This window comes from Micromonospora profundi (genome assembly GCF_011927785.1).
GTDB classification, from domain to species: domain Bacteria; phylum Actinomycetota; class Actinomycetes; order Mycobacteriales; family Micromonosporaceae; genus Micromonospora; species Micromonospora profundi.
The window spans coordinates 1,748,796-1,766,658 of the sequence record NZ_JAATJK010000001.1; the positions used below are offsets into that span (position 1 = coordinate 1,748,796).

Annotated in this window: 14 protein-coding genes; 7 read left to right on the top strand and 7 right to left on the bottom strand. The window is 71.9% G+C overall.

Annotated features, from left to right (window positions below):
* Positions 1-175: 175 nt before the first annotated feature.
* Both F4558_RS07505 and F4558_RS07510 read right to left on the bottom strand, forming a co-directional pair.
* Positions 176-1,504 carry an alpha/beta hydrolase gene (locus tag F4558_RS07505; protein WP_053656698.1) on the bottom strand — a complete coding sequence of 443 codons (1,329 nt, stop codon included), beginning with the start codon at positions 1,502-1,504 and terminating at the stop codon, positions 176-178.
* Positions 1,505-1,615: 111 nt separating this feature from the next.
* Positions 1,616-2,992 (bottom strand): serine hydrolase domain-containing protein, encoded by a 1,377-nt coding sequence (locus tag F4558_RS07510; protein ID WP_053656701.1) that lies wholly within the window; start codon positions 2,990-2,992, stop codon positions 1,616-1,618.
* A gap of 238 nt (positions 2,993-3,230) precedes the next feature.
* Here F4558_RS07510 and F4558_RS07515 point away from each other — a divergent pair, with 238 nt between their 5' ends.
* Positions 3,231-4,607: an FAD-dependent oxidoreductase gene (locus F4558_RS07515; RefSeq protein WP_082377535.1), complete on the top strand. Its 1,377-nt coding sequence runs from the start codon at positions 3,231-3,233 to the stop codon at positions 4,605-4,607.
* 34 nt (positions 4,608-4,641) lie between these two features.
* Here F4558_RS07515 and F4558_RS07520 read toward each other — a convergent pair whose 3' ends face one another.
* From F4558_RS07520 to F4558_RS07530, 3 genes are all read right to left on the bottom strand, one after another.
* Positions 4,642-5,118, bottom strand: a complete 477-nt coding sequence (locus tag F4558_RS07520; protein ID WP_053656702.1) for a heme-degrading domain-containing protein — start codon at positions 5,116-5,118, stop codon at positions 4,642-4,644.
* A gap of 35 nt (positions 5,119-5,153) precedes the next feature.
* The gene (locus tag F4558_RS07525) at positions 5,154-6,608 is read right to left on the bottom strand and encodes an SDR family NAD(P)-dependent oxidoreductase (RefSeq protein ID WP_053656705.1); all 1,455 of its coding nucleotides are present in this window, start codon (positions 6,606-6,608) and stop codon (positions 5,154-5,156) included.
* A 129-nt stretch (positions 6,609-6,737) separates the two neighbouring features.
* Positions 6,738-7,634 (bottom strand): siderophore-interacting protein, encoded by an 897-nt coding sequence (locus F4558_RS07530; RefSeq protein ID WP_053656950.1) that lies wholly within the window; start codon positions 7,632-7,634, stop codon positions 6,738-6,740.
* A 107-nt stretch (positions 7,635-7,741) separates the two neighbouring features.
* Here F4558_RS07530 and F4558_RS07535 point away from each other — a divergent pair, with 107 nt between their 5' ends.
* Positions 7,742-10,915 (top strand): ATP-binding protein, encoded by a 3,174-nt coding sequence (locus F4558_RS07535; protein WP_053656707.1) that lies wholly within the window; start codon positions 7,742-7,744, stop codon positions 10,913-10,915.
* 2 nt (positions 10,916-10,917) lie between these two features.
* On the opposite strand, the gene F4558_RS07540 is transcribed toward F4558_RS07535, so the two are convergent.
* The gene (locus F4558_RS07540) at positions 10,918-11,736 is read right to left on the bottom strand and encodes an ABC transporter permease (protein ID WP_053656709.1); all 819 of its coding nucleotides are present in this window, start codon (positions 11,734-11,736) and stop codon (positions 10,918-10,920) included.
* On the bottom strand, positions 11,733-12,713 hold the full coding sequence (locus F4558_RS07545) for an ATP-binding cassette domain-containing protein (RefSeq protein WP_167943619.1): 981 nt from the start codon (positions 12,711-12,713) through the stop codon (positions 11,733-11,735). Before F4558_RS07545 ends, F4558_RS07540 begins: the two co-directional genes overlap by 4 nt.
* A 223-nt stretch (positions 12,714-12,936) precedes the next feature.
* Between F4558_RS07545 and F4558_RS07550 the strand changes: the two genes are divergently transcribed.
* The 5 genes from F4558_RS07550 to F4558_RS07570 all read left to right on the top strand — a co-directional run bounded on the left by F4558_RS07550 (position 12,937) and on the right by F4558_RS07570 (position 17,858).
* Complete coding sequence (locus F4558_RS07550) at positions 12,937-13,719, top strand: S1 family peptidase (protein WP_053656713.1); 783 nt, start codon at positions 12,937-12,939, stop codon at positions 13,717-13,719.
* Positions 13,720-13,925: 206 nt separating this feature from the next.
* A complete protein-coding gene (locus tag F4558_RS07555) occupies positions 13,926-14,954 on the top strand; it encodes an iron-siderophore ABC transporter substrate-binding protein (protein ID WP_209273216.1) in 1,029 nt (342 codons plus the stop codon).
* Positions 14,951-15,994 (top strand): FecCD family ABC transporter permease, encoded by a 1,044-nt coding sequence (locus tag F4558_RS07560; protein WP_167943621.1) that lies wholly within the window; start codon positions 14,951-14,953, stop codon positions 15,992-15,994. Before F4558_RS07555 ends, F4558_RS07560 begins: the two co-directional genes overlap by 4 nt.
* Positions 15,991-17,025 (top strand): FecCD family ABC transporter permease, encoded by a 1,035-nt coding sequence (locus tag F4558_RS07565; protein WP_167943622.1) that lies wholly within the window; start codon positions 15,991-15,993, stop codon positions 17,023-17,025. Before F4558_RS07560 ends, F4558_RS07565 begins: the two co-directional genes overlap by 4 nt.
* Positions 17,022-17,858, top strand: coding sequence for an ABC transporter ATP-binding protein (locus F4558_RS07570; protein ID WP_053656721.1), 837 nt, complete (start codon positions 17,022-17,024; stop codon positions 17,856-17,858). Before F4558_RS07565 ends, F4558_RS07570 begins: the two co-directional genes overlap by 4 nt.
* Positions 17,859-17,863 lie beyond the last annotated feature (5 nt).

Sequence of the window (17,863 nt, forward strand, 5' to 3'; positions counted from 1 at the left end):
CACGGGAGGCGGAACGGCCGGCGTGCAATCCACTTAGCGCGGATACCGGATTGCCGGTATCGCTATCCGCACGCGCCTGGCCAGGCGTGCCGCGTCGGCAGCGCGGCTGGGGCGGTCACGCAGAAGGGCCCGGCCACCGTCACGAGCTGAGATGGCCGGGCCCTCCGACGAGCGGTCAGAAGTCGTCGACGTTGATCGTCACCCGATGGGCGCTCGACTTCCAGTTGGGCACGTTGATTACGTCGTACCCGCCGCCGCGCTGACCCACTGTGACTCGTACGACGCCGAGGTTCGCCGGGGTCGCCGGGATGAACACGTCCATGCCGGTGATGAAGGTCTGACTGAAGAACTCCGGCAGCGGGGCGGTCAGGTCGGTCACCCCGTCGCTGTCGTCGTCGAAGGCGAACAGGGCGATCGTCCTCTTGAGACGCGGCGTGTTCGCGGGGTTGAGGACGTCCCTGCCGTTGATCCAGAGCTTGTCGCCAGCGTCGCCCTGGTCGCCCCACCACTCCTTCTGGCGTTGGATCGTGAGCGCCGTGTGCCTGTCGCTGGTGTCGACAAGCGCGCCGAGACCCTCGCCCGGCACGCTTGTGGCCAGGCGCACGAACGAGTCCGAGCGGAGGAACGGCTGGAAGTAGAAGTGGTGCGTCGGGGCGCCGGAGCGGACGATCGCGAGCTCGTAGCGGGCCGTGGCGAGCACCGGGAACGGCCCGAACGAGCCGTCGCCGGTAAGCGGAACCCGATGCGTCGGCCGGGACGACAACCGGCCGCCGGTGAGGTAGCTGACCGGGTAGACCTCGACTGTCGCCCCGGTGACGCCGATGTTGCTCGGAAAGAGCACCGCGCGCCCGGAGACCCGGGCGGTGCCGAGGATCTGGGGCACGATCCGGGTCGTGTGGGGCTCGCGACCGCGCAGGAACCGGAAGATCTCGCCGAACGACTCCGTCGACGACACGGTCTGCGTGTGGGACTGGTCGGGGAAGTGGACGTTCGCCGCGCCGACGACGGTACGGGCCGGGTCGCCTTCACCCCAGATGGCGAGGGTGGGCACCCCGCCCGGCGGGGAGGCCGCGGTGCGCCCGTCCAGGTTGACGTAGTGCGCGACCCGGGCGGCCCGCGCGGGGGAACTGGCGAGGTAGCCCTGTGTGACGAAGGTGCCGAGGGAGTGCGCGATCAGGTCGACCTTGTCCGCGCCACTCGCGGTCAGGAGACGGGAGATCCGTGCGTCCAGTCCCGCGTACACCTGGGGCAGGATCGTCGCGATGTTGGGCGAGTCGTACTCGTGGGCCTCGATGATGTCGATGGGGTAGCCGTTGCTGGCGAGGCGTTTGGCCTGGGACTGGAACTGCGTGGCCGATCCGGCGCTACCGTGCACGAAGATCACCGGCCGGTACGTCGGTGGGGCGGCGGCTTCGGCGGCACGCGGGGCGGGGACGATGGACAGGCTGACAGCGAGCGCGAGCCCGGCCACCACGGAGAGCATTCTCCGGTGGGGTGTGTGCATGGATCCTCCACCTGACGGACGAAGTATTTGCACTGCTAGCGCAAGTATCGTGTCAGGGTGTGGCGCGACGGTCCACACCTTCCGGGCGGGCGCCGGTCGCGGTGGAGGCGATCAGTTGACCTCTCTGGCGAGCAGGTCGCCCACTGCGGCTCGGACCGGATCGGGGTTCGCCCAACTCCAGTTGGGGTGCGCGCGGTTGGTGAGCAGGGCCAGCACGAGCCGCCGGCGGGGGTCGACAAGGAGCGACGGGCCGGCGAAGCCGGTGTGGCCGAAGGTCCGGGGTGCGGCGAGCCGGCCCATGAACCAGCGCTGGTCGAGGACGACACCGAGGCCGTGCGCGGCGGTCCGGTTGGGACGCTCGGGGTCGACGGCGGGCTTCCCTGCGTTCTGGTTGCTGAGCATCCGGCGCACCGTCGCCGCGGCGAGGATCCGCCTGCCCTGGTAGGTGCCCCCGTTCAGGAGCATCTGACCGATGACCGCGAGGTCGGTGGCGCTGGCGAAGATGCCCGCGTGACCGGCGACGCCGCCGAGGTGGTTGGCGACGTCGTCGTGGACGGTGCCCCGCAGCAGCCCTCGCGACGAGCGGGCGTCGGTGGCGACCAGCCGGCTGGCCCGCGCACTGCCCGACAGCCAGGTGTTGGGGTTGAAGCCGGTGTCCCGCAGGCCGAGCGGGCCGGTGAGGTTGCTCTTGAGCGCCTGGTCGAGCCGCTGACCGGTGACCTTCTCGACGATCCTGCCGGCGACCATGAGCCCGACGCTCGAATAGCGGAACGTGTCGCCGGGCACGGCACCGGAGACCAACCCCGTGGTGAGCACGGCGTTCCACCGGGCCGCGTTGTCGGGCAGACCGGTGACCTTCGCGCCGACCGGCAGACCGCTGGTGTGGGTGAGCAGCATCCCGACGGTGATCCGCTCCTTGCCCGTCCCGGCGAAGGCGGGCAGGTAGTCGCGGACCGGGGCGTCCAGGGCGACACGTCCCTTGTCGACCTGCTGGAGCAGCAGGATCGCCGTGTACACCTTCGTGACCGAGGCGAGATCGAAGATGGAGTCGGGACGCATCGCGACGCGCTGGCCCGGCGGGAGGAGCTTCGGTCCAGCGCCGTAGCGCAGCGCCTCCCCGACAGCGGTGTGGACCGTCGTCTTCCCGTCCACGAGGACGACCGCGACGGCACCGGGGAATCCCTTGTGCTGGACGGTCTGACCGGTGGCGGGCAGCTGCTTGCGGAGCAGCGCCGTCACGTCCTGCGCGTACCGGGCCTGACCAGCCTGCGCGGCACCGCCGCTGGGGGAGGCGGTGGCGCTCGGCGAGCCGGACGGCGCCGCCGCCGAGCCGAAGCCCACCCGGTTTCCGGCCGCGTCGGTAGCGGTCACCGCGTCGCCGGATCCGGCAAGACCGGGCGCCGACGAGCCCTTGTCGCCGCAGCCGGCCAGGGCGGAGGTTGCGGCGGCCAGTCCGGCCCCGAGCAGAGTACGACGAGCCACGGGCATGCCCGAGATCCTGACAGCAGGTCAGGGCGCATTTCAATCGGCCCACCCGAACGTCGACAACGGGCACCCGGCCGGGCGTCCCGGTTGTCACCAGGTGGACACGGTCAGTGGGCGTACGCCTGTTGTGCGACGATCGACGGGAGTCACGCCAGCGACCCGTCCACCGCTCTGCCCGCGCCCCGTTCGCTGGCAGATACGGGGGAGGGCCACGCCCTTCGTACCCCTTTTGGAGAGCACGATGTCCCGCTCCGCCGTCCGGGCCTTCGCCGCGCTGAACGCAGTGCGACCCCCCGACCAGCCCTCCCCGGTCCTGGGTAAGGCAGTGGTGCTTGGCGGCAGCGTCGCCGGTCTGCTGACCGCCCGGGTCCTGTCCGATTACGCGGAGAGCGTGCTCATCATCGACCGGGACGACCCGCAGATCAGCGGCGCGCGGCCCGGCGTGCCACAGGGGACGCAGTTGCACGCGCTGCTGCCCGGCGGCCTGTTCCAGCTCGAGCGACTGTTTCCCGGCTTCCGGAAGCAGGCGATCGCCCAGGGCGCTATCGAGGCGCCCCCGGCCACCCGGCGCAGCTACCTCGACGGCCGCCTCAAGGTGGTCGTCCCCGACGACGCCGACAGCCTGGCGGGCAGCCGACCCCTGTTGGAGGGGCTGATCCGCCAGCACGTGCTGCGCCTGCCCAATGTCAAGACCTTCACCGCCCGCGCCACGGGTCTCGTTATCGAGGGTGAGGCGGTCACCGGTGTCCGCTGCGACGTCGGCGGGGTGCCCGGTGTCGAGGGTGGTGACCTGGTGGTGGACGCCATGGGGCGGTCGAGCCGTCTCTCCGACTGGTTGGAGCGCGCCGGCTGGGAGCGGCCCGCGACGCGGCGGATGCCCGTGCACCTGAACTATGCGACAGCCCTTTTCCGGCGGCCCGAGCAGGACCCACCGGCGAAGGTCGTCCTGGCGCTGCACACCCCGGCGACAATGACTGACGTGGCGGGCGCGGCATTCTTCGCCATCGAGGACGGCCGGTGGATGGCAATGATGGCCGGCTACGGCGACGACCGCCCGGGGAGCACCGCCGAGGACTTCGTCCGTCGGCTGCGGGAGCAGTTCCCGCCGGAGTTCGGCGAGGTCACCGCCAACGAGATGCTCGGCGACGTGCAGACCTACCACCACGCCGACAGCAGGCGTCGGGATTTCCACGCGCTGCGGCGCTGTCCGGCGCGGCTCGTCAGCGTCGGTGACGCCGTCGCCTCGTTCAACCCGGTCTACGGGCAGGGCATGACGGCGGCGGCACTGCATGCGGTCTGCCTGTCGGCGTACCTGCGGTCCGACCCCGACCTGACCACCCCCGCCCGCCACTTCCTCGCCCTACAGAAGGTGGTGGTCGACGCCGCCTGGTCGACGTCGACCTCGGCCGACCTGGCGCTGCCGCACTTCGACGGGCCGTACCCGCGCGGCTACCGCATCTCCAGCTGGGTCAGCCGGCAGATCATCGCGGCGACCATCACGGACGTGGAGACCGCGCGGCGGTTCAACGACGTCGTCTCCATGCAGGAGCACCCGCTCTCGCTCGCCACGCCTGGTGTGATCCTGGGGGCGATACGCGCGAACCGGCGCGCACGCTGACCGTGGACGGCGGCGGGGCGGCCGTCGTCGTCGGCTAGCGCGGGGTCTCGCGGAGGACGTTGACGACGAAGCGGTGGTCGTCCAGCTGCGGAAGCCCGGACACCCCCATCCAGCCGACGACGCCGGTGCCCCGCACCCGCAACGGCACCGCGCCGCCGGCTGCCGCGTACCGGGCGGCGGGCAGACCGTACTTCTGCGTCAACGTCACGTCCTTGTCCCGGCAGAGGCGGGCCATGTACAGCGACGAGCGCTCGAAGCGCATCACCACGCGTCCCTTGCGGCGCAGCCACGCGTCGTTGTCCCGCGTCGAGCCGGGCAGGCCGCAGTGGAACAGCTGACGCCCGGCACGCCACACACCGACCGCGACAGGGAGTTCCCGTTCACTCGCGGCTGCGACGGCACGCATGCCCAACTCGTACGCGTCGATCTCCGACAGGCCGGCCAGCTCCAGCTCCGCCTCCTCGCGCACCAGCTCGTCAAGCGTGGGCCACACGTCCTGGTCGGATGTCATCTGTCTACTCCTCGTCGTACGGGTCGGAACGTGGATCACCAGGCGCAGGGCGCGTAGTCCTTCAGGAAGCAGCCGTACAGGTCCTCACCCTGCTCGCCGCGCACGATCGGGTCGTACACCCGGGCGGCGCCGTCGACAAGGTCCAGCGGGGCGTGGAAACCCTCGTCGGCCAGCCGCATCTTCGTCGGGTGGGGCCGCTCGTCGGTGATCCACCCGGTGTCGACGCTCGTCATCAGGATGCCGTCGGTAAGCATCTCCTCGGCGCTGGTGCGGGTCAGCATGTTCAGCGCTGCCTTGGCCATGTTGGTGTGCGGGTGTCCGGGGCCCTTGTAGCCGCGCCCGAACTGGCCCTCCATGGCCGACACGTTCACTATGTACTTGCGCCGGGCCGTCGCCGCTGCCATCGCCGGTCGCAGTCTGCTGACCAGCACGAACGGCGCCGTCACGTTGCACAACTGCACCTCTAGCAGCTCGACCGGGTCGACCTCGTGCACCCGCTGCACCCAGCTGTTCACCGAATCGAGGTCCGGCACCAGGCCGCCCGCGTCGATGGCGGTGGACGCGGCGATCCGCTCCGGTGAGGCGGAGCCACTCGTCAACGCCAGCGCGGTGAGCGCGTGCGGGGTGAGCGCTGTCGACTCCGCGGCGGCGGTCAGGCTCCCGGCCGGGCCACCGCCCGGCTTGGCGAACGTGATCAGCTCCGGCAGCGGACCGTCCGGCAGGGCCGCGGCCTCCGCGGCGACGAGCTGCGCGTACGCCCCGGGGGAGCGACGCACGGTCTGCGCCGCGTTGTTGATGAGGATGTCGAGGGGACCCTGGCTGCTGACCGAGTCCGCCAGGGCGATCACCTGCGCGGGGTCGCGCAGGTCGATGCCGACGATGCGCAGGCGGTGCAGCCAGTCCGCGCTGTCCGGCATCGCCGCGAACCGACGGACCGCGTCGTGCGGGAACCGCGTGGTCACCGTCGTGTGCGCGCCGTCGCGCAGCAGCCGCAGCGCGATGTACATGCCGATCTTGGCCCGGCCTCCGGTGAGCAGCGCGCGGCGGCCGGTCAGGTCGGTGCGGGCGTCCCGACGCTGCCTGTTTAGCGCGGCGCAGGACGGGCAGAGCTGGTGGTAGAAGGCGTCCACCTCGCGGTAGCGCTGCTTGCAGACGTAGCAGCCGCGCGGGTTGTGCAGGACGCCCGCCGTGGCGCCGACGGTGGGCGACGCGAGCGGGATGCCCTGGGTCTCGTCGTCGATCCGACCGGGGGCGCCGGTGGCGGTGGCCTCCGTCACCGCCCGGTCGGCGGCCAGGATGGCGTCACGCCGCTCCTCGCGCCGACGCTGCTTGATCACCTTGTAGAGGCGCGCGGTGGCCCGCTGCACCCGCAGCACGTCGGGGTGGTCCGGAGGCAGCTCCTCCAATGCCGCGAAGACGCTGAGACAGGTCTCCAGCTGCGCACGGTCGATCGCGTGCTGGGCGTTCTTCGGGTGTGTGTCCGCCGTCATGCGTCTGTGTCTCGTCCCGTTCCCGGTGCCGGATGAGCCGGCCCACCTCAAGTCCGACCCGAAACTGTACGCACCGTACGGCGTCGAACGCATCCCGCGCTCCGTGCCCCGCCCGGAGCGGTGACGGCTTCAGGCAGCGCGGCCGAGTCGCCAGTAGCCCATGAACGCCACAGCCCGCCGGTCCAGACCCCGTTCGGCGACGAGGTGCCGCCGCAGGGTGCGGATCGCGCCGGCCTCTCCGGCCAGCCACGCGTACAGCGGCGTCGCGGGCACCTCGTCGGGGACCTCCCACAGGATCTCGGTGTCCACGTCCACGTCCGAGATCGACTGGGTCGTGCCGCACGGGTGGGTGAGCAGTTCCTCCGCCGCGGCGGCGACGGCGGGTACCAGCTGGCTGCCGTGCCCGCCCGTGCCCCGGGGCACCCAGCGGACCTCGACGCCGTGCGGTGCCGCCAGCGGCAGCACGTCGCCGGCTTCGGGCACCTCCAGCACGACGATGCCCCGCGTGTCCTGGGGGAGCCGCTCGCAGATGCCGCTGATGGCCGGTACTGCTGTCTCGTCGCCGGCAAGCAGCAGGCAGCCCGCCGTCGGCGGCTGGAACTCGATGCCGCCGTGGTCCCCGTCGTAGCCGGCGTCCGGGCCGACGAGGGCGACCTCGTCACCGACGCTCGCCCGCCGGGCCCAGCGCGTCGCCGGTCCGCTGTCGCCGTGCAGCACCAGGTCGACGTCGACCTCGGCCAGGTGCGGACGGACCGCGCGCACCGTGTAGGTGCGAATCGGGTTGCGCCGGTGCTCGGGCAGGGCCCGCCACGCGGCGTACCAGTCCGGCCCCTGCGGCAGGTCCACCCCGCGCCGTCCGGGCAGCGGCAACGCCAGCTTGATCCGCTGGTCGTAGCCGTTGTCGGCGAAACGGTCGAGGTCCGCCCCCGTGAACGTCACACGCGTGAAGGAGGGGCTGAGCCGCTCGACCGCGCGCACGGTGACGGCGAACGAACGCCACGGTGCGACGGGCAGGGTCTGGGTCAGGGTGCCTGGCATGAGGAAAGGCTTACCTAACTTGATGATGAGCTGTCAAGCCGTTCCCGCTTCCGGGCAGGCCACCGCCCCCCGAAAGGGTGAGGGATGCTGGGTCCGTGCAGATCACGATCCTCGGCCCGCTCGCTGTCGACGGACAGCCGATCCGGGGTGAACGGCTCGCCGCAGTGGTCCGCGCGCTCGTCGACGCGCGCGGGCGGGCGGTCTCCACCAGCCTGCTCGTCGACGCCGTCTGGGACGGCAGCCCGCCCGACGACGCCACGGGCGCCGTCCAGGCGTTGGTGTCGCGGGCGCGTCGGCTCGGGCTGCCCGTGGTCGCGGCGCCGGGCGGCTACCGACTGCCCGCCGACGAGGTGACCGTCGACGCGGTCGAGGCACGTGCCCTCGTCGACAGGGCGCGCGCCGCGATGCGGTCCGGCGACCTTCGCGCCGCCCGCGACACCGCCGATCAGGCCCGTGCCCTGTTCGGCGCTGTCCCGGCCCTCGACACCGCCGAGGACGCGAACCTGTTCGCGGACGTCGCCGCGCTGCGCGCCCAGACGGCGCTCGCCGGTGCGGGCCCGGTCGACGAGGCCGACCTGCGTCGGCTCGCCGCGCGTACGCCGCCGCACGAGCCGTCGGCAGCCCTGCTCGTGCGGGTGCTCGCCGCCCAGGGCCGCGAGGCCGAGGCGCTGGAGGTGGTCGAGCGGCTCCGCGAGGAACTGGCCGACCGGTACGGCACCGACCCGGCGCCGGTGATCACGCAGGTCCACCTGGCCCTGCTTCGTGGCGAGCTCACCGCACCGGAGGCCGCGACGACGACGCCCCGCCAGCCGGGGTTGCCCGCCGGGTGGCGCCGGCCGATGACCGCCCTCGTCGGCCGGGAGCGGGACGTCGAGGCCGTGCGGGACGCCCTCACCCAGGCGGCCCTGGTGACGGTCGTGGCAACCGGTGGCGCCGGCAAGACCCGGCTCGCCGCCGAGGTGGCGCGGCGCGCGGTCGAGGCCGGGCAGCCGGTCCGGGTGGTCGAACTCGCCGGCCTCCGCTCACCCGACGAGGTGCTGCCCACGGTGCTCGCGGTGCTCGGTGGCGCGGACACCTCGACCACCGGCGGCAACCTGGGTCTCGAACGGCGGGTGCTCAGCCCGGAGGAGCGGCTGCGGGCCGTGGCGCCGGACGTCGACGGGCTTGTCGTTCTGGACAACTGCGAGCACGTCCTCGGCGCGGCGGCCACCGTCGTCGCGGACCTGCTGGCCGTCACCTCGCCGGAGGTCGCCGTGCTCGCGACGAGCCGGGCACCGCTGGGCCTGGCCGGCGAGACGGTGCACCGGCTGCCCGTCCTGCCGGACTCCGACGCGCTCGGGCTGATCGAGTCCCGGGCGCGGGCCGGCGGCGCCGTGCCGACCTGGGACACCGAGCGGGCGCTCGCGCTGTGCCATCGGCTCGACAACCTGCCGCTGGCGCTCGAACTGGCCGCGGCGCGACTGCGCCACATGCCGATCGACGATGTGCTCGCGGGGCTGACCGACCGGTTCGCGCTGCTCGACGACGCCCTGCGGGGCCTGCCGGAGCGCCACGCGAGCCTGTGGGCGATGGTCGACTGGAGCCGCGAACTGCTCGCCCCCGACGACCAGGCGCTGCTCCAGCGGCTAGCTGTCATCCCCGCGCCGTTCACAGCTGACCTCGCCGCCGTCGTCGCCCAGAGCGCCGACGTCCGACGCGGCCTGGCGACGCTCGTCGAACAGTCCCTGCTGACCCTTGTCGAGGGCGAGAGCCCGCCCCGCTACCGGATGCTCGAAACGGTCCGCGAGTACGGCGAAGCCCGCCTCGACGCGGCCGGCGAGCGGGACCGGGCCATGGCCGGCCTTGTCGACTGGGCCCGGGAGCGGGCCGTCGCCCTCGGCGAGCGGTTCATCGGCCCCGGCCAGATCGAGGCGCTCGACGGCTGTGCCACCGAGCAGGACAACCTGATGGCGGGCCTGCGCTGGGCGCTCGGGCACGACGACGAGCCGGCGGCGGTCGACGTCGCCACCGCGTTGCTCCACCTCTGGACGGTGCGCGGCCTGCACCTGGAGGTCGTCGGGTGGGCGCGGGGTCTGCTGCACGTCGACGATCCGCGGCGGCGGCGACACTCGGCGATCCAGTCGGGCCGGGCCGCCGGCCGACCACTGCCCCACGCCGACCGGCTCGCCTGGATGTGCCTCGTGATCGGCCTGAACGCCGGCATCAGTGGCGAACTGCGCCTCGCCGCGCTGGCCCGCCGGGCCCTGCGGCGGCTCCTTGCCGAGCGGTCGTCCGAGATGTCATCCCGGATGACCGCGCTCGCGACGGCGTTGCCCGGCTTCGACGGGGCCGATCTGGAGAAGAGCCTGACGAGCGCGACAGGGCTGGTCGCGCATCCGGACCCGTACGTGCAGGGGCTCGGCCTGTTCGCCCGCGCGGCGGTACGGGAGAACGGCGGTATGCCGCAGGCGTCGATGGTCGACGCCGAGCAGGCGTACCTGCGCTTCGAGGCCGTCGGTGACCACTGGGGCATGGCGATGTCGGCCGGGGCCGTCGGGCAGTTCCTGATCCCGGCCGGTGAGGCCCGCTCGGCCGAATGGCTGGCGCGCAGCGTCCGGCACATGGAACTCGTCGGTGCCACGCAGGACGCGCGGTCGATCCGGGTGCGGCTGGACATGCACCTTGCCCTCGGCGGGGATCCGGAGGCCGCGCGACGGTTGCGCGAGACGGCGACATCGGGCCAGGCCGATCAGGCCGACGTCGCCCAGGCGCGCCTCGGTCTGGCGCATCTCGCCTGGCAGCAGGCCCGATACGACGAGGCGCTCGCGCACGCCGACGAGGTGAGCCGGACACTGGCCGAGTGGGTCGGGCCGCCGCCGCAGCCGCGTGTCATGCTCCGGGTCGGGTTGGCCGGTCTACACCTGCGGATCGCCGAGGCGCGGCCGGCGTCGGCCGGTGACGTCGACTCCCGGACGGTCGCCCTGCTGACGCTCGCCCGCGACGACGCGCTGGCCTCGCGCGATCTGCCGGTGATCGGGGCGTGGGCGCTGGGCGGCGCCGAACTCGCGGCGTACCGGGGTGACGTGGGCGTCGCCCGCGAACTGGCCGCGCTCGCCACGCGGATCGGCAGCCACGTCGAGTCGTTCTTCCCGCCCGGGTACGGCGAACGGCTCATCGCCACCCTCGGGGACGAGGAGCAGCGTGAGCCGTTGCTGGCCGCGTGGCGGGAGCGGCCGGTGGCCATGGCCACCGCCCGGATCCGCGACCTGATGGGCGACCTGCTCGCCTGAGGTCAGATCTTCCTGCGGTACGCCCGCAGCGCCAGCGGCATGAACAGCGCCACGAAGACGGCGCACCACGCGAGGGTCCACCACACGTGGGAGCCGAGTGGGGTGCCGAGGAACAGCCCACGTACCGATGCGACCAGGTGGGTCATCGGGTTGACGTCCACGAACGTCCGCATCCAGCCCGGCAGGGTGTCGGCGCTGACGAACACGTTCGACGCGAAGCTCAACGGCATGATCAGCGCGAACATCAGGCCCTGTACGGCACCCGGGGTGCGCACCTTCATCGACACGTAGACCGGCAGCCAACTGAGGCACAGGGCGAACAGCACAGCGAGCAGGCACCCGGCGATGGCCCGCACCGGGCCGGTCTCGATCCGGAAGCCCATGAGGTAGCCGATCGCGAGGGTCGAGACCGTGACGATGACGTACCGGACGACGTCGCCGAGAACCGCGCCGACCAGTGGTGCGGAGCGGGGGATCGGCAGCGACCGGAACCGGTCGAAGATGCCCTTGGCGATGTCGGTGTTGAGGTTGACGCCGATGGCGATGGCCCCGGTGGCGATGGTCTGCGCCAGGATGCCGGGCAGCAGGAACTGCAGGTAGTCGTGGGTCGAGCCGGCTACCGCGCCGCCGAAGATGTACACGAAGATGACGAGGAACAGCACCGGCTGCAACGTGACGTCGACGAGCGCCTCGGGCGTACGCCAGGTCTTGATGAGGCTCCGCTTGGTCAGCGCCAAGGAGTGCCGGACGAGCCGGAACGGGCGGGGTTGGCCGACGGCCGTCGGGCGCGCCGGCCCCGTGGTGCCGATCAGGGTGCTCATGCCGCGACCTCCGTGCGGTCTGTGGTGTCGTCGTCGGATGCCGTACGCCCGGTGAGGGTGAGGAACACCTCGTCGAGGCTCGGCAGATGCAGGGAGAGTTCGGTGACCGAGATCCCTGCGGCGGCGAAGCGCGCGACGCTCTCGGTGAGGGCCTTGTCGTCGGTGACCGGAACCGCGAGGACGCCCTTGCGGATCTCGTCGGCCCGCGTGCCGGAGCCGACCTCGGACAGGATCGCCCCGATCCGGGGTAGCTGCGTGGGGTCGCTCGGCCGGACCTCAAGGGTCTGCCCGCCCACCACCCGTTTGAGCCCGTCGGGTGTGTCGTGTGCGATGACCCGCCCGTGGTCGATCACCGTGATCGCGTCGGCGAGCGCGTCGGCCTCCTCCAGGTACTGCGTGGTGAGCAGCACTGTCGAGCCGTTCGACACCAGCGACCGGACCACGCCCCACATGTCCTCGCGCTTGGCCGGGTCGAGGCCGGTCGTCGGCTCGTCCAGGAAGATCACGTCAGGGGAGCCGACGAGGCTGGCGGCCAGGTCCAGCCGCCGCCGCATGCCTCCGGAGTACGTCTTGGCCGGCCGGTTCGCGGCGTCGGTCAGGTCGAACCAGTCGAGCAGTTCGGCGGCCCGCCGCCGGGCGCCGGCGCGCCCCAACTCCAGCAGCGTGCCGAACAACTCCAGGTTCTGCCGCCCGGTCAGGTCCTCGTCGACGGAGGCGTACTGGCCGGTGAGGCCGATGCTCTGCCGGACCCGCTCGGCGTCGCGGACCACGTCGAAGCCGCCGATCCGGGCGGTGCCGCTGTCCGGAGCCAGGAGGGTGGAGAGGATGCGCACGGCTGTGGTCTTGCCGGCACCGTTGGGGCCGAGCACCCCGAGCACCGTGCCCCGGGGCACGGCGAGGTCCACGCCCCGCAGCGCCCTCGTCTTCCCGAAGGTCTTGACGAGGCCGTCGGCCTCGATCACCAGGTCGTTTGTCATGTGGCACAGCCTGCGCGGGTCGCCTGACACCGCGCCGACATGACGCCGACACGACCTGACACCGCACGACCTGGCACCGCGCCGGCACCGCCCGGGGGGTGGGCATACCGCCGAGGTACGACCCAGGGAAGATGAGCCATTCAATTCATGATTCTCAATATGATGGCGGCTATCTCGAATGAGGTGCGCTCACGAGGCGTACCGCCATGATGCGGAGGAATGCATGGTTCGCTGGCGTACCCTCACCGGCCTGGTGGCCGCCGCGCTGGCCGCGGCCAGCCTCACCCTCGCGGCCCCGGCCGCGGCCGACAGTCCGATCACGCCGAACGTCGTCGGCGGCAGCCGCGCCGCCCAGGGCGAGTTCCCGTTCATGGTGCGGCTCTCGATGGGCTGCGGCGGCGCCCTCTACAGCTCCCGACTGGTGCTCACGGCCGCGCACTGTGTGGGCGCCACCGGCACCAACACCAGCATCACCGCCACCCTCGGCGCGGTCGACCTCCAGTCGTCGAGCCGGATCACCGTCCGGTCGAACTACGTCTACCGGGCGCCCGGCTACAACGGCAGCGGCAGGGACTGGGCGTTGATCCGGCTGGCCACCCCCGTCACCGGGCTGAGCACTCTGAAGATCGCCACCACCACCGCGTACGACAGCGGCACCTTCACCGTCGCCGGCTGGGGGGCGGCGCGGGAGGGCGGCAGTCAGCAGCGGTACCTGCTCAAGGCGACGGTCCCGTTCGTCAGCGACTCCACCTGCAACGCCTACTACGGCGGCGACGTCATCGCCGCCCAGGAGATCTGCGCCGGCTACGCCAGCGGCGGGGTGGACACCTGCCAGGGTGACTCGGGTGGCCCGATGTTCCGCCGGGACGCCGCCAACGCCTGGATCCAGGTCGGCATCGTCAGCTGGGGCCAGGGCTGCGCCCGGCCCAACTATCCCGGTGTCTACACCCAGGTGAGCTACTTCGCCTCGTCGATCGCCTCCGCCGCGGCGAGCCTCGGCGGCTGAGCGCGACAGTGACCTGATCGACGGGTCAGCGGCCCCCTCGACGCTGGTCCCACGGGCGGCCCGGACGACTGTCCGGGCCGCCCGCCGGCGCGTGCCCCGCCTACCGGCTCCTCCGGCAAGATCGGCCGGTGACCCCGGGTTGCGAGAACGACTCACATCGTTATGTTAGGTTAGCCTCCCCTAACCAAGCGATGGAGTTTAGAGGCATGCGCTCACACCGTTTCCTGGCCGGGTTCGTGGCCCTGGCCGCGACATTGGCGCTGGCCGCCTGTGGCGACTCGACCGAGCCGGAGGAGGCCTCCGCCGCCGGCGGTTCCGCCACCTTCCCGGTCACGATCAAGCACGCGCTCGGCACCACGACGATCAACGAGAAGCCCGAGCGGGTCGCGACGGTGGCCTGGGCCAACCACGAGGTGCCCCTCGCCCTCGGCATCGTCCCCGTCGGCATGGCGAAGGCCAACTTCGGCGACGACGACGGCGACGGCGTCCTGCCGTGGGTCGCCGAGAAGCTCAAGACGCTCGGCGGCACCGCCCCCGTGCTGTTCGACGAGAACGACGGCATCAACTTCGAGGCCGTCGCCGACACCAAGCCGGACGTCATCCTGGCCGCGTACTCGGGCCTGACCCAGCAGGAGTACGACACCCTCAGCAAGATCGCCCCGGTCGTCGCCTACCCCGAGGCACCCTGGGCCACCGCGTGGCGCGACACCATCAAGCTGGAGAGCCAGGCCCTCGGCCTCGCCAAGGAGGGCGACGCGCTGATCGCCGACATCGAGAAGCAGATGACCGACGCCGCAGCGAAGTACCCGCAGTTGGCCGGGAAGTCGGCGATGTTCATGACGCACATCGACCCCACCGACCTGAGCAAGATCGGCTTCTACACGACGCACGACACCCGGGCGCAGTTCTTCGGCGACCTCGGCCTGAAGGTCCCGGCAAGCATCGCCACCCTCTCCGCAGGCACCGACAAGTTCAGCCTCAGCCAGAGCGCCGAGCAGATCCAGGTCTTCAACGACGTGGACGTCATCGTCGCCTACGGTGACGACAAGCTCCTCGCCGCCGCGCAGGCCGACCCGCTGCTGTCGAAGATCCCCGCTATCAAGCGCGGTTCGGTGGTCATGCTCTCCGGCGCCACGCCGCTGGGCACCGCCGCGAACCCCACCCCGCTGGCCATCGGATTCGTGCTGAACGACTACGTCGCGATGCTCGCCAAGGCAGCCGACAAGGTGTCATGACCACGCTCGACCCGCGTACCGTGCCGGACGCCGCAGTGGTGCGGCGTCCGGTGCCGGTCCGACTGCTGTGGTTCGTCGTCGCGATCGCGGTGCTGCTGTCGCTCATGGCGGCATCGGTGGCGCTGGGCTCCCGCAGCGTCGGGTGGTCCGACATCCTCGCCGCGTTCCAGGGCGTGGACGACACGATGGAACAGGCCGCCGTCACCAAACGGATCCCCCGCACCCTGCTCGCCGTCACCGTCGGAGCGGCGCTCGGCCTGGCCGGGGCCGTGATGCAGGGCGTGACCCGTAACCCGCTGGCCGACCCCGGGATCCTGGGCGTGAACATGGGGGCGTCGCTCGCCGTGGTCACCGGCATGGTGATGTTCGGCCTCTCCTCGCCGACCAGCTACCTCTGGGTCGCGATCCTCGGCGCCGCCCTCGCGGCCGTCTTCGTGTACGCCATCGGCTCCCTCGGACGCGGTGGCGCGACGCCGCTCAAGCTCGCGCTCGCCGGCGCCGCCACCTCCGCCGCGCTCGCCTCGCTGATCAGCGCCTTCGTGCTGCCCCGCAACGACGTGGCCGGCAACTTCCGCTCGTGGCAGATCGGCGGCGTCGGCGGCGCCACCTACGACAGCATCCGGCAGGCACTGCCGTTTCTCGCGGTGGGTCTGGTGGTCTGTCTCCTGTCCGGCCGGGCACTGAACTCGCTCGCCCTCGGTGACGACCTCGCCGCCGGGCTGGGCGAGCGGGTCGCCGTGGTGCGAGGTGTCGCGGGCGCCGGCTCGGTACTGCTGTGCGGCGCCGCCACGGCGGTCGCCGGACCCATCGGCTTCGTCGGCCTCGTCGTACCGCACGTGTGCCGGCTGCTCATCGGGCTCGACCACAGGTGGCTGCTGCCGTTCTCCGCGCTGCTCGGCGCGTCGTTGCTGACCGCCGCCGACGTCGTCGGCCGGGTGGTGGCACGCCCCGCGGAGATCGACGTGGGCATCGTGACGGCGCTGATCGGCGCACCGTTCTTCATCTACATCGTCCGGCGGCAGAAGGTACGCGAGCTGTGAGCACTGCGACTCTGACGGCCGTCACCCACGGCCGGGTCCGCCGTACGCGTCGACGGCGGGTCGTCCTCGCCGTCCTCGCGACCCTCGTCGTCGCGGCGTTCGCCGTCTCGCTGATGGCGGGACGCACCTTCTATCCGCCCGCCGACGTCCTGGCCGTGCTCTCCGGGGAGGACGTCCCCGGCGCGTCCTTCACCGTCGGTACGCTCCGCCTGCCGCGCGCCGTTCTCGCGGTCCTGGCCGGCGCCTGCTTCGGGCTCGGCGGCGTCACCTTCCAGACGATGCTGCGCAACCCGCTCGCCAGCCCCGACATGATCGGCATCAGCTCCGGCGCGAGCGCCGCCGCCGCCTTCGCGATCGTGATGCTGAACCTCGGCGAGGCGGGCGTGTCCGCCTTCGCGATCGTCGTCGGGTTGGCGGTGGCGCTCGTCATCTACCTGCTGTCCTTCAAGGACGGCGTCGCCGGCATCCGACTCGTGCTCATCGGCATCGGCATGGCCGCCATGCTCGACAGCCTCACCGCGTACGTCCTGAGCCAGGCCGCCGAGTGGGATCTGCAGGAGGCGTTGCGCTGGCTCACCGGCAGCCTCAACGGCGTCACCTGGAAGCAGGTCACGCCGGTGGCCGTCGCCATGGTCGTCCTGGCACCGGTGCTGCTGGGTCAGGCCCGCAACCTGTCCATGATGCAGTTGGGTGACGACACCGCGGCGGCGCTCGGTGTCCGCCTCGAACGCACCCGGATCCTGGTCATCGTCGCGGCCGTCGGCCTGATCTCCTTCGCCACCGCGGCCACCGGACCGATCGCCTTCGTGGCGTTCCTGTCCGGGCCGATCGCCGCCCGGCTCGTCGGCCCGGTCGGGTCGCTGCTGCTGCCGTCGGCCCTGGTCGGGTCGCTGCTGGTGCTTGTCGCGGACTTCGTCGGCCAGTTCGTCTTCGACACCCGCTACCCGGTGGGTGTCGTCACCGGTGTGCTCGGCGCCCCGTACCTCATCTACCTGCTCATCCGGACCAACCGCGCGGGAGGCTCGCTGTGACCACCACCCACACGCTCGCGGTCGAGAGTCTCATGCTCGGCTACAAGGACCGCGTCGTCATCTCCTCGCTCGACCTCGTCGTGCCGCCCGGAAAGATCACGGCGATCGTCGGCGCGAACGCGTGCGGCAAGTCGACTCTGCTGCGCTCCATGTCGCGCCTGCTCGCGCCCCGCGCCGGCCACGTCCTGCTCGACGGCAAGGCCGTGCACCGGCTGCCGGCCAAGCAACTGGCCCGTACCCTCGGGCTGCTTCCCCAGTCACCGACCGCGCCCGAGGGCATCACGGTGGCCGACCTGGTCGGGCGCGGGCGCAACCCCCACCAGCGGGTGCTCTCGCGCTGGAGCAGGCAGGACGACGCCGCCGTGGCGGCGGCCCTTGACGCGACGCACACCGCCGACCTCGCCGACCGTTCGGTCGACGAGCTCTCCGGCGGCCAGCGGCAGCGGGTCTGGATCGCCATGGCCCTGGCCCAGCAGACGGACCTGCTGCTCCTCGACGAGCCGACGACGTTCCTCGACGTCAGCCACCAGATCGAAGTGCTCGACCTGCTCACCGACCTCAACCTGACCCGCGGGACGACGATCGTGATGGTGCTGCACGACCTCAACCTCGCGGCCCGGTACGCGGATCATCTCATCGCGTTGGCCGCCGGTACGCTGCACGCTGCGGGTGAGCCGGCGCAGGTCCTGACGCGAGAGTGCGTCCGTGCCGTGTTCGGCCTCGAAAGCCAGGTCATCATCGATCCGACGTCGGAGAAGCCCCTCATGTTGCCCATCGGCCGCCATCACGTCGTCCCGTCCGCCGGTGCTCTCTCCCCGCTCGCCGGGGCCTGACGTCG

What these genes read in the sequence shown, in the direction of transcription:
- F4558_RS07550 (WP_053656713.1), top strand. Translation starts at nt 12,937, where the DNA reads ATGGTTCGCTGGCGTACCCTCACCGGCCTGGTGGCCGCCGCGCTGGCC.
- F4558_RS07525 (WP_053656705.1), bottom strand. Translation starts at nt 6,608, where the DNA reads ATGACGGCGGACACACACCCGAAGAACGCCCAGCACGCGATCGACCGT.
- F4558_RS07515 (WP_082377535.1), top strand. Translation starts at nt 3,231, where the DNA reads ATGTCCCGCTCCGCCGTCCGGGCCTTCGCCGCGCTGAACGCAGTGCGA.
- F4558_RS07560 (WP_167943621.1), top strand. Translation starts at nt 14,951, where the DNA reads ATGACCACGCTCGACCCGCGTACCGTGCCGGACGCCGCAGTGGTGCGG.
- F4558_RS07540 (WP_053656709.1), bottom strand. Translation starts at nt 11,736, where the DNA reads ATGAGCACCCTGATCGGCACCACGGGGCCGGCGCGCCCGACGGCCGTC.
- F4558_RS07520 (WP_053656702.1), bottom strand. Translation starts at nt 5,118, where the DNA reads ATGACATCCGACCAGGACGTGTGGCCCACGCTTGACGAGCTGGTGCGC.
- F4558_RS07555 (WP_209273216.1), top strand. Translation starts at nt 13,926, where the DNA reads ATGCGCTCACACCGTTTCCTGGCCGGGTTCGTGGCCCTGGCCGCGACA.
- F4558_RS07545 (WP_167943619.1), bottom strand. Translation starts at nt 12,713, where the DNA reads ATGACAAACGACCTGGTGATCGAGGCCGACGGCCTCGTCAAGACCTTC.
- F4558_RS07505 (WP_053656698.1), bottom strand. Translation starts at nt 1,504, where the DNA reads ATGCACACACCCCACCGGAGAATGCTCTCCGTGGTGGCCGGGCTCGCG.
- F4558_RS07510 (WP_053656701.1), bottom strand. Translation starts at nt 2,992, where the DNA reads ATGCCCGTGGCTCGTCGTACTCTGCTCGGGGCCGGACTGGCCGCCGCA.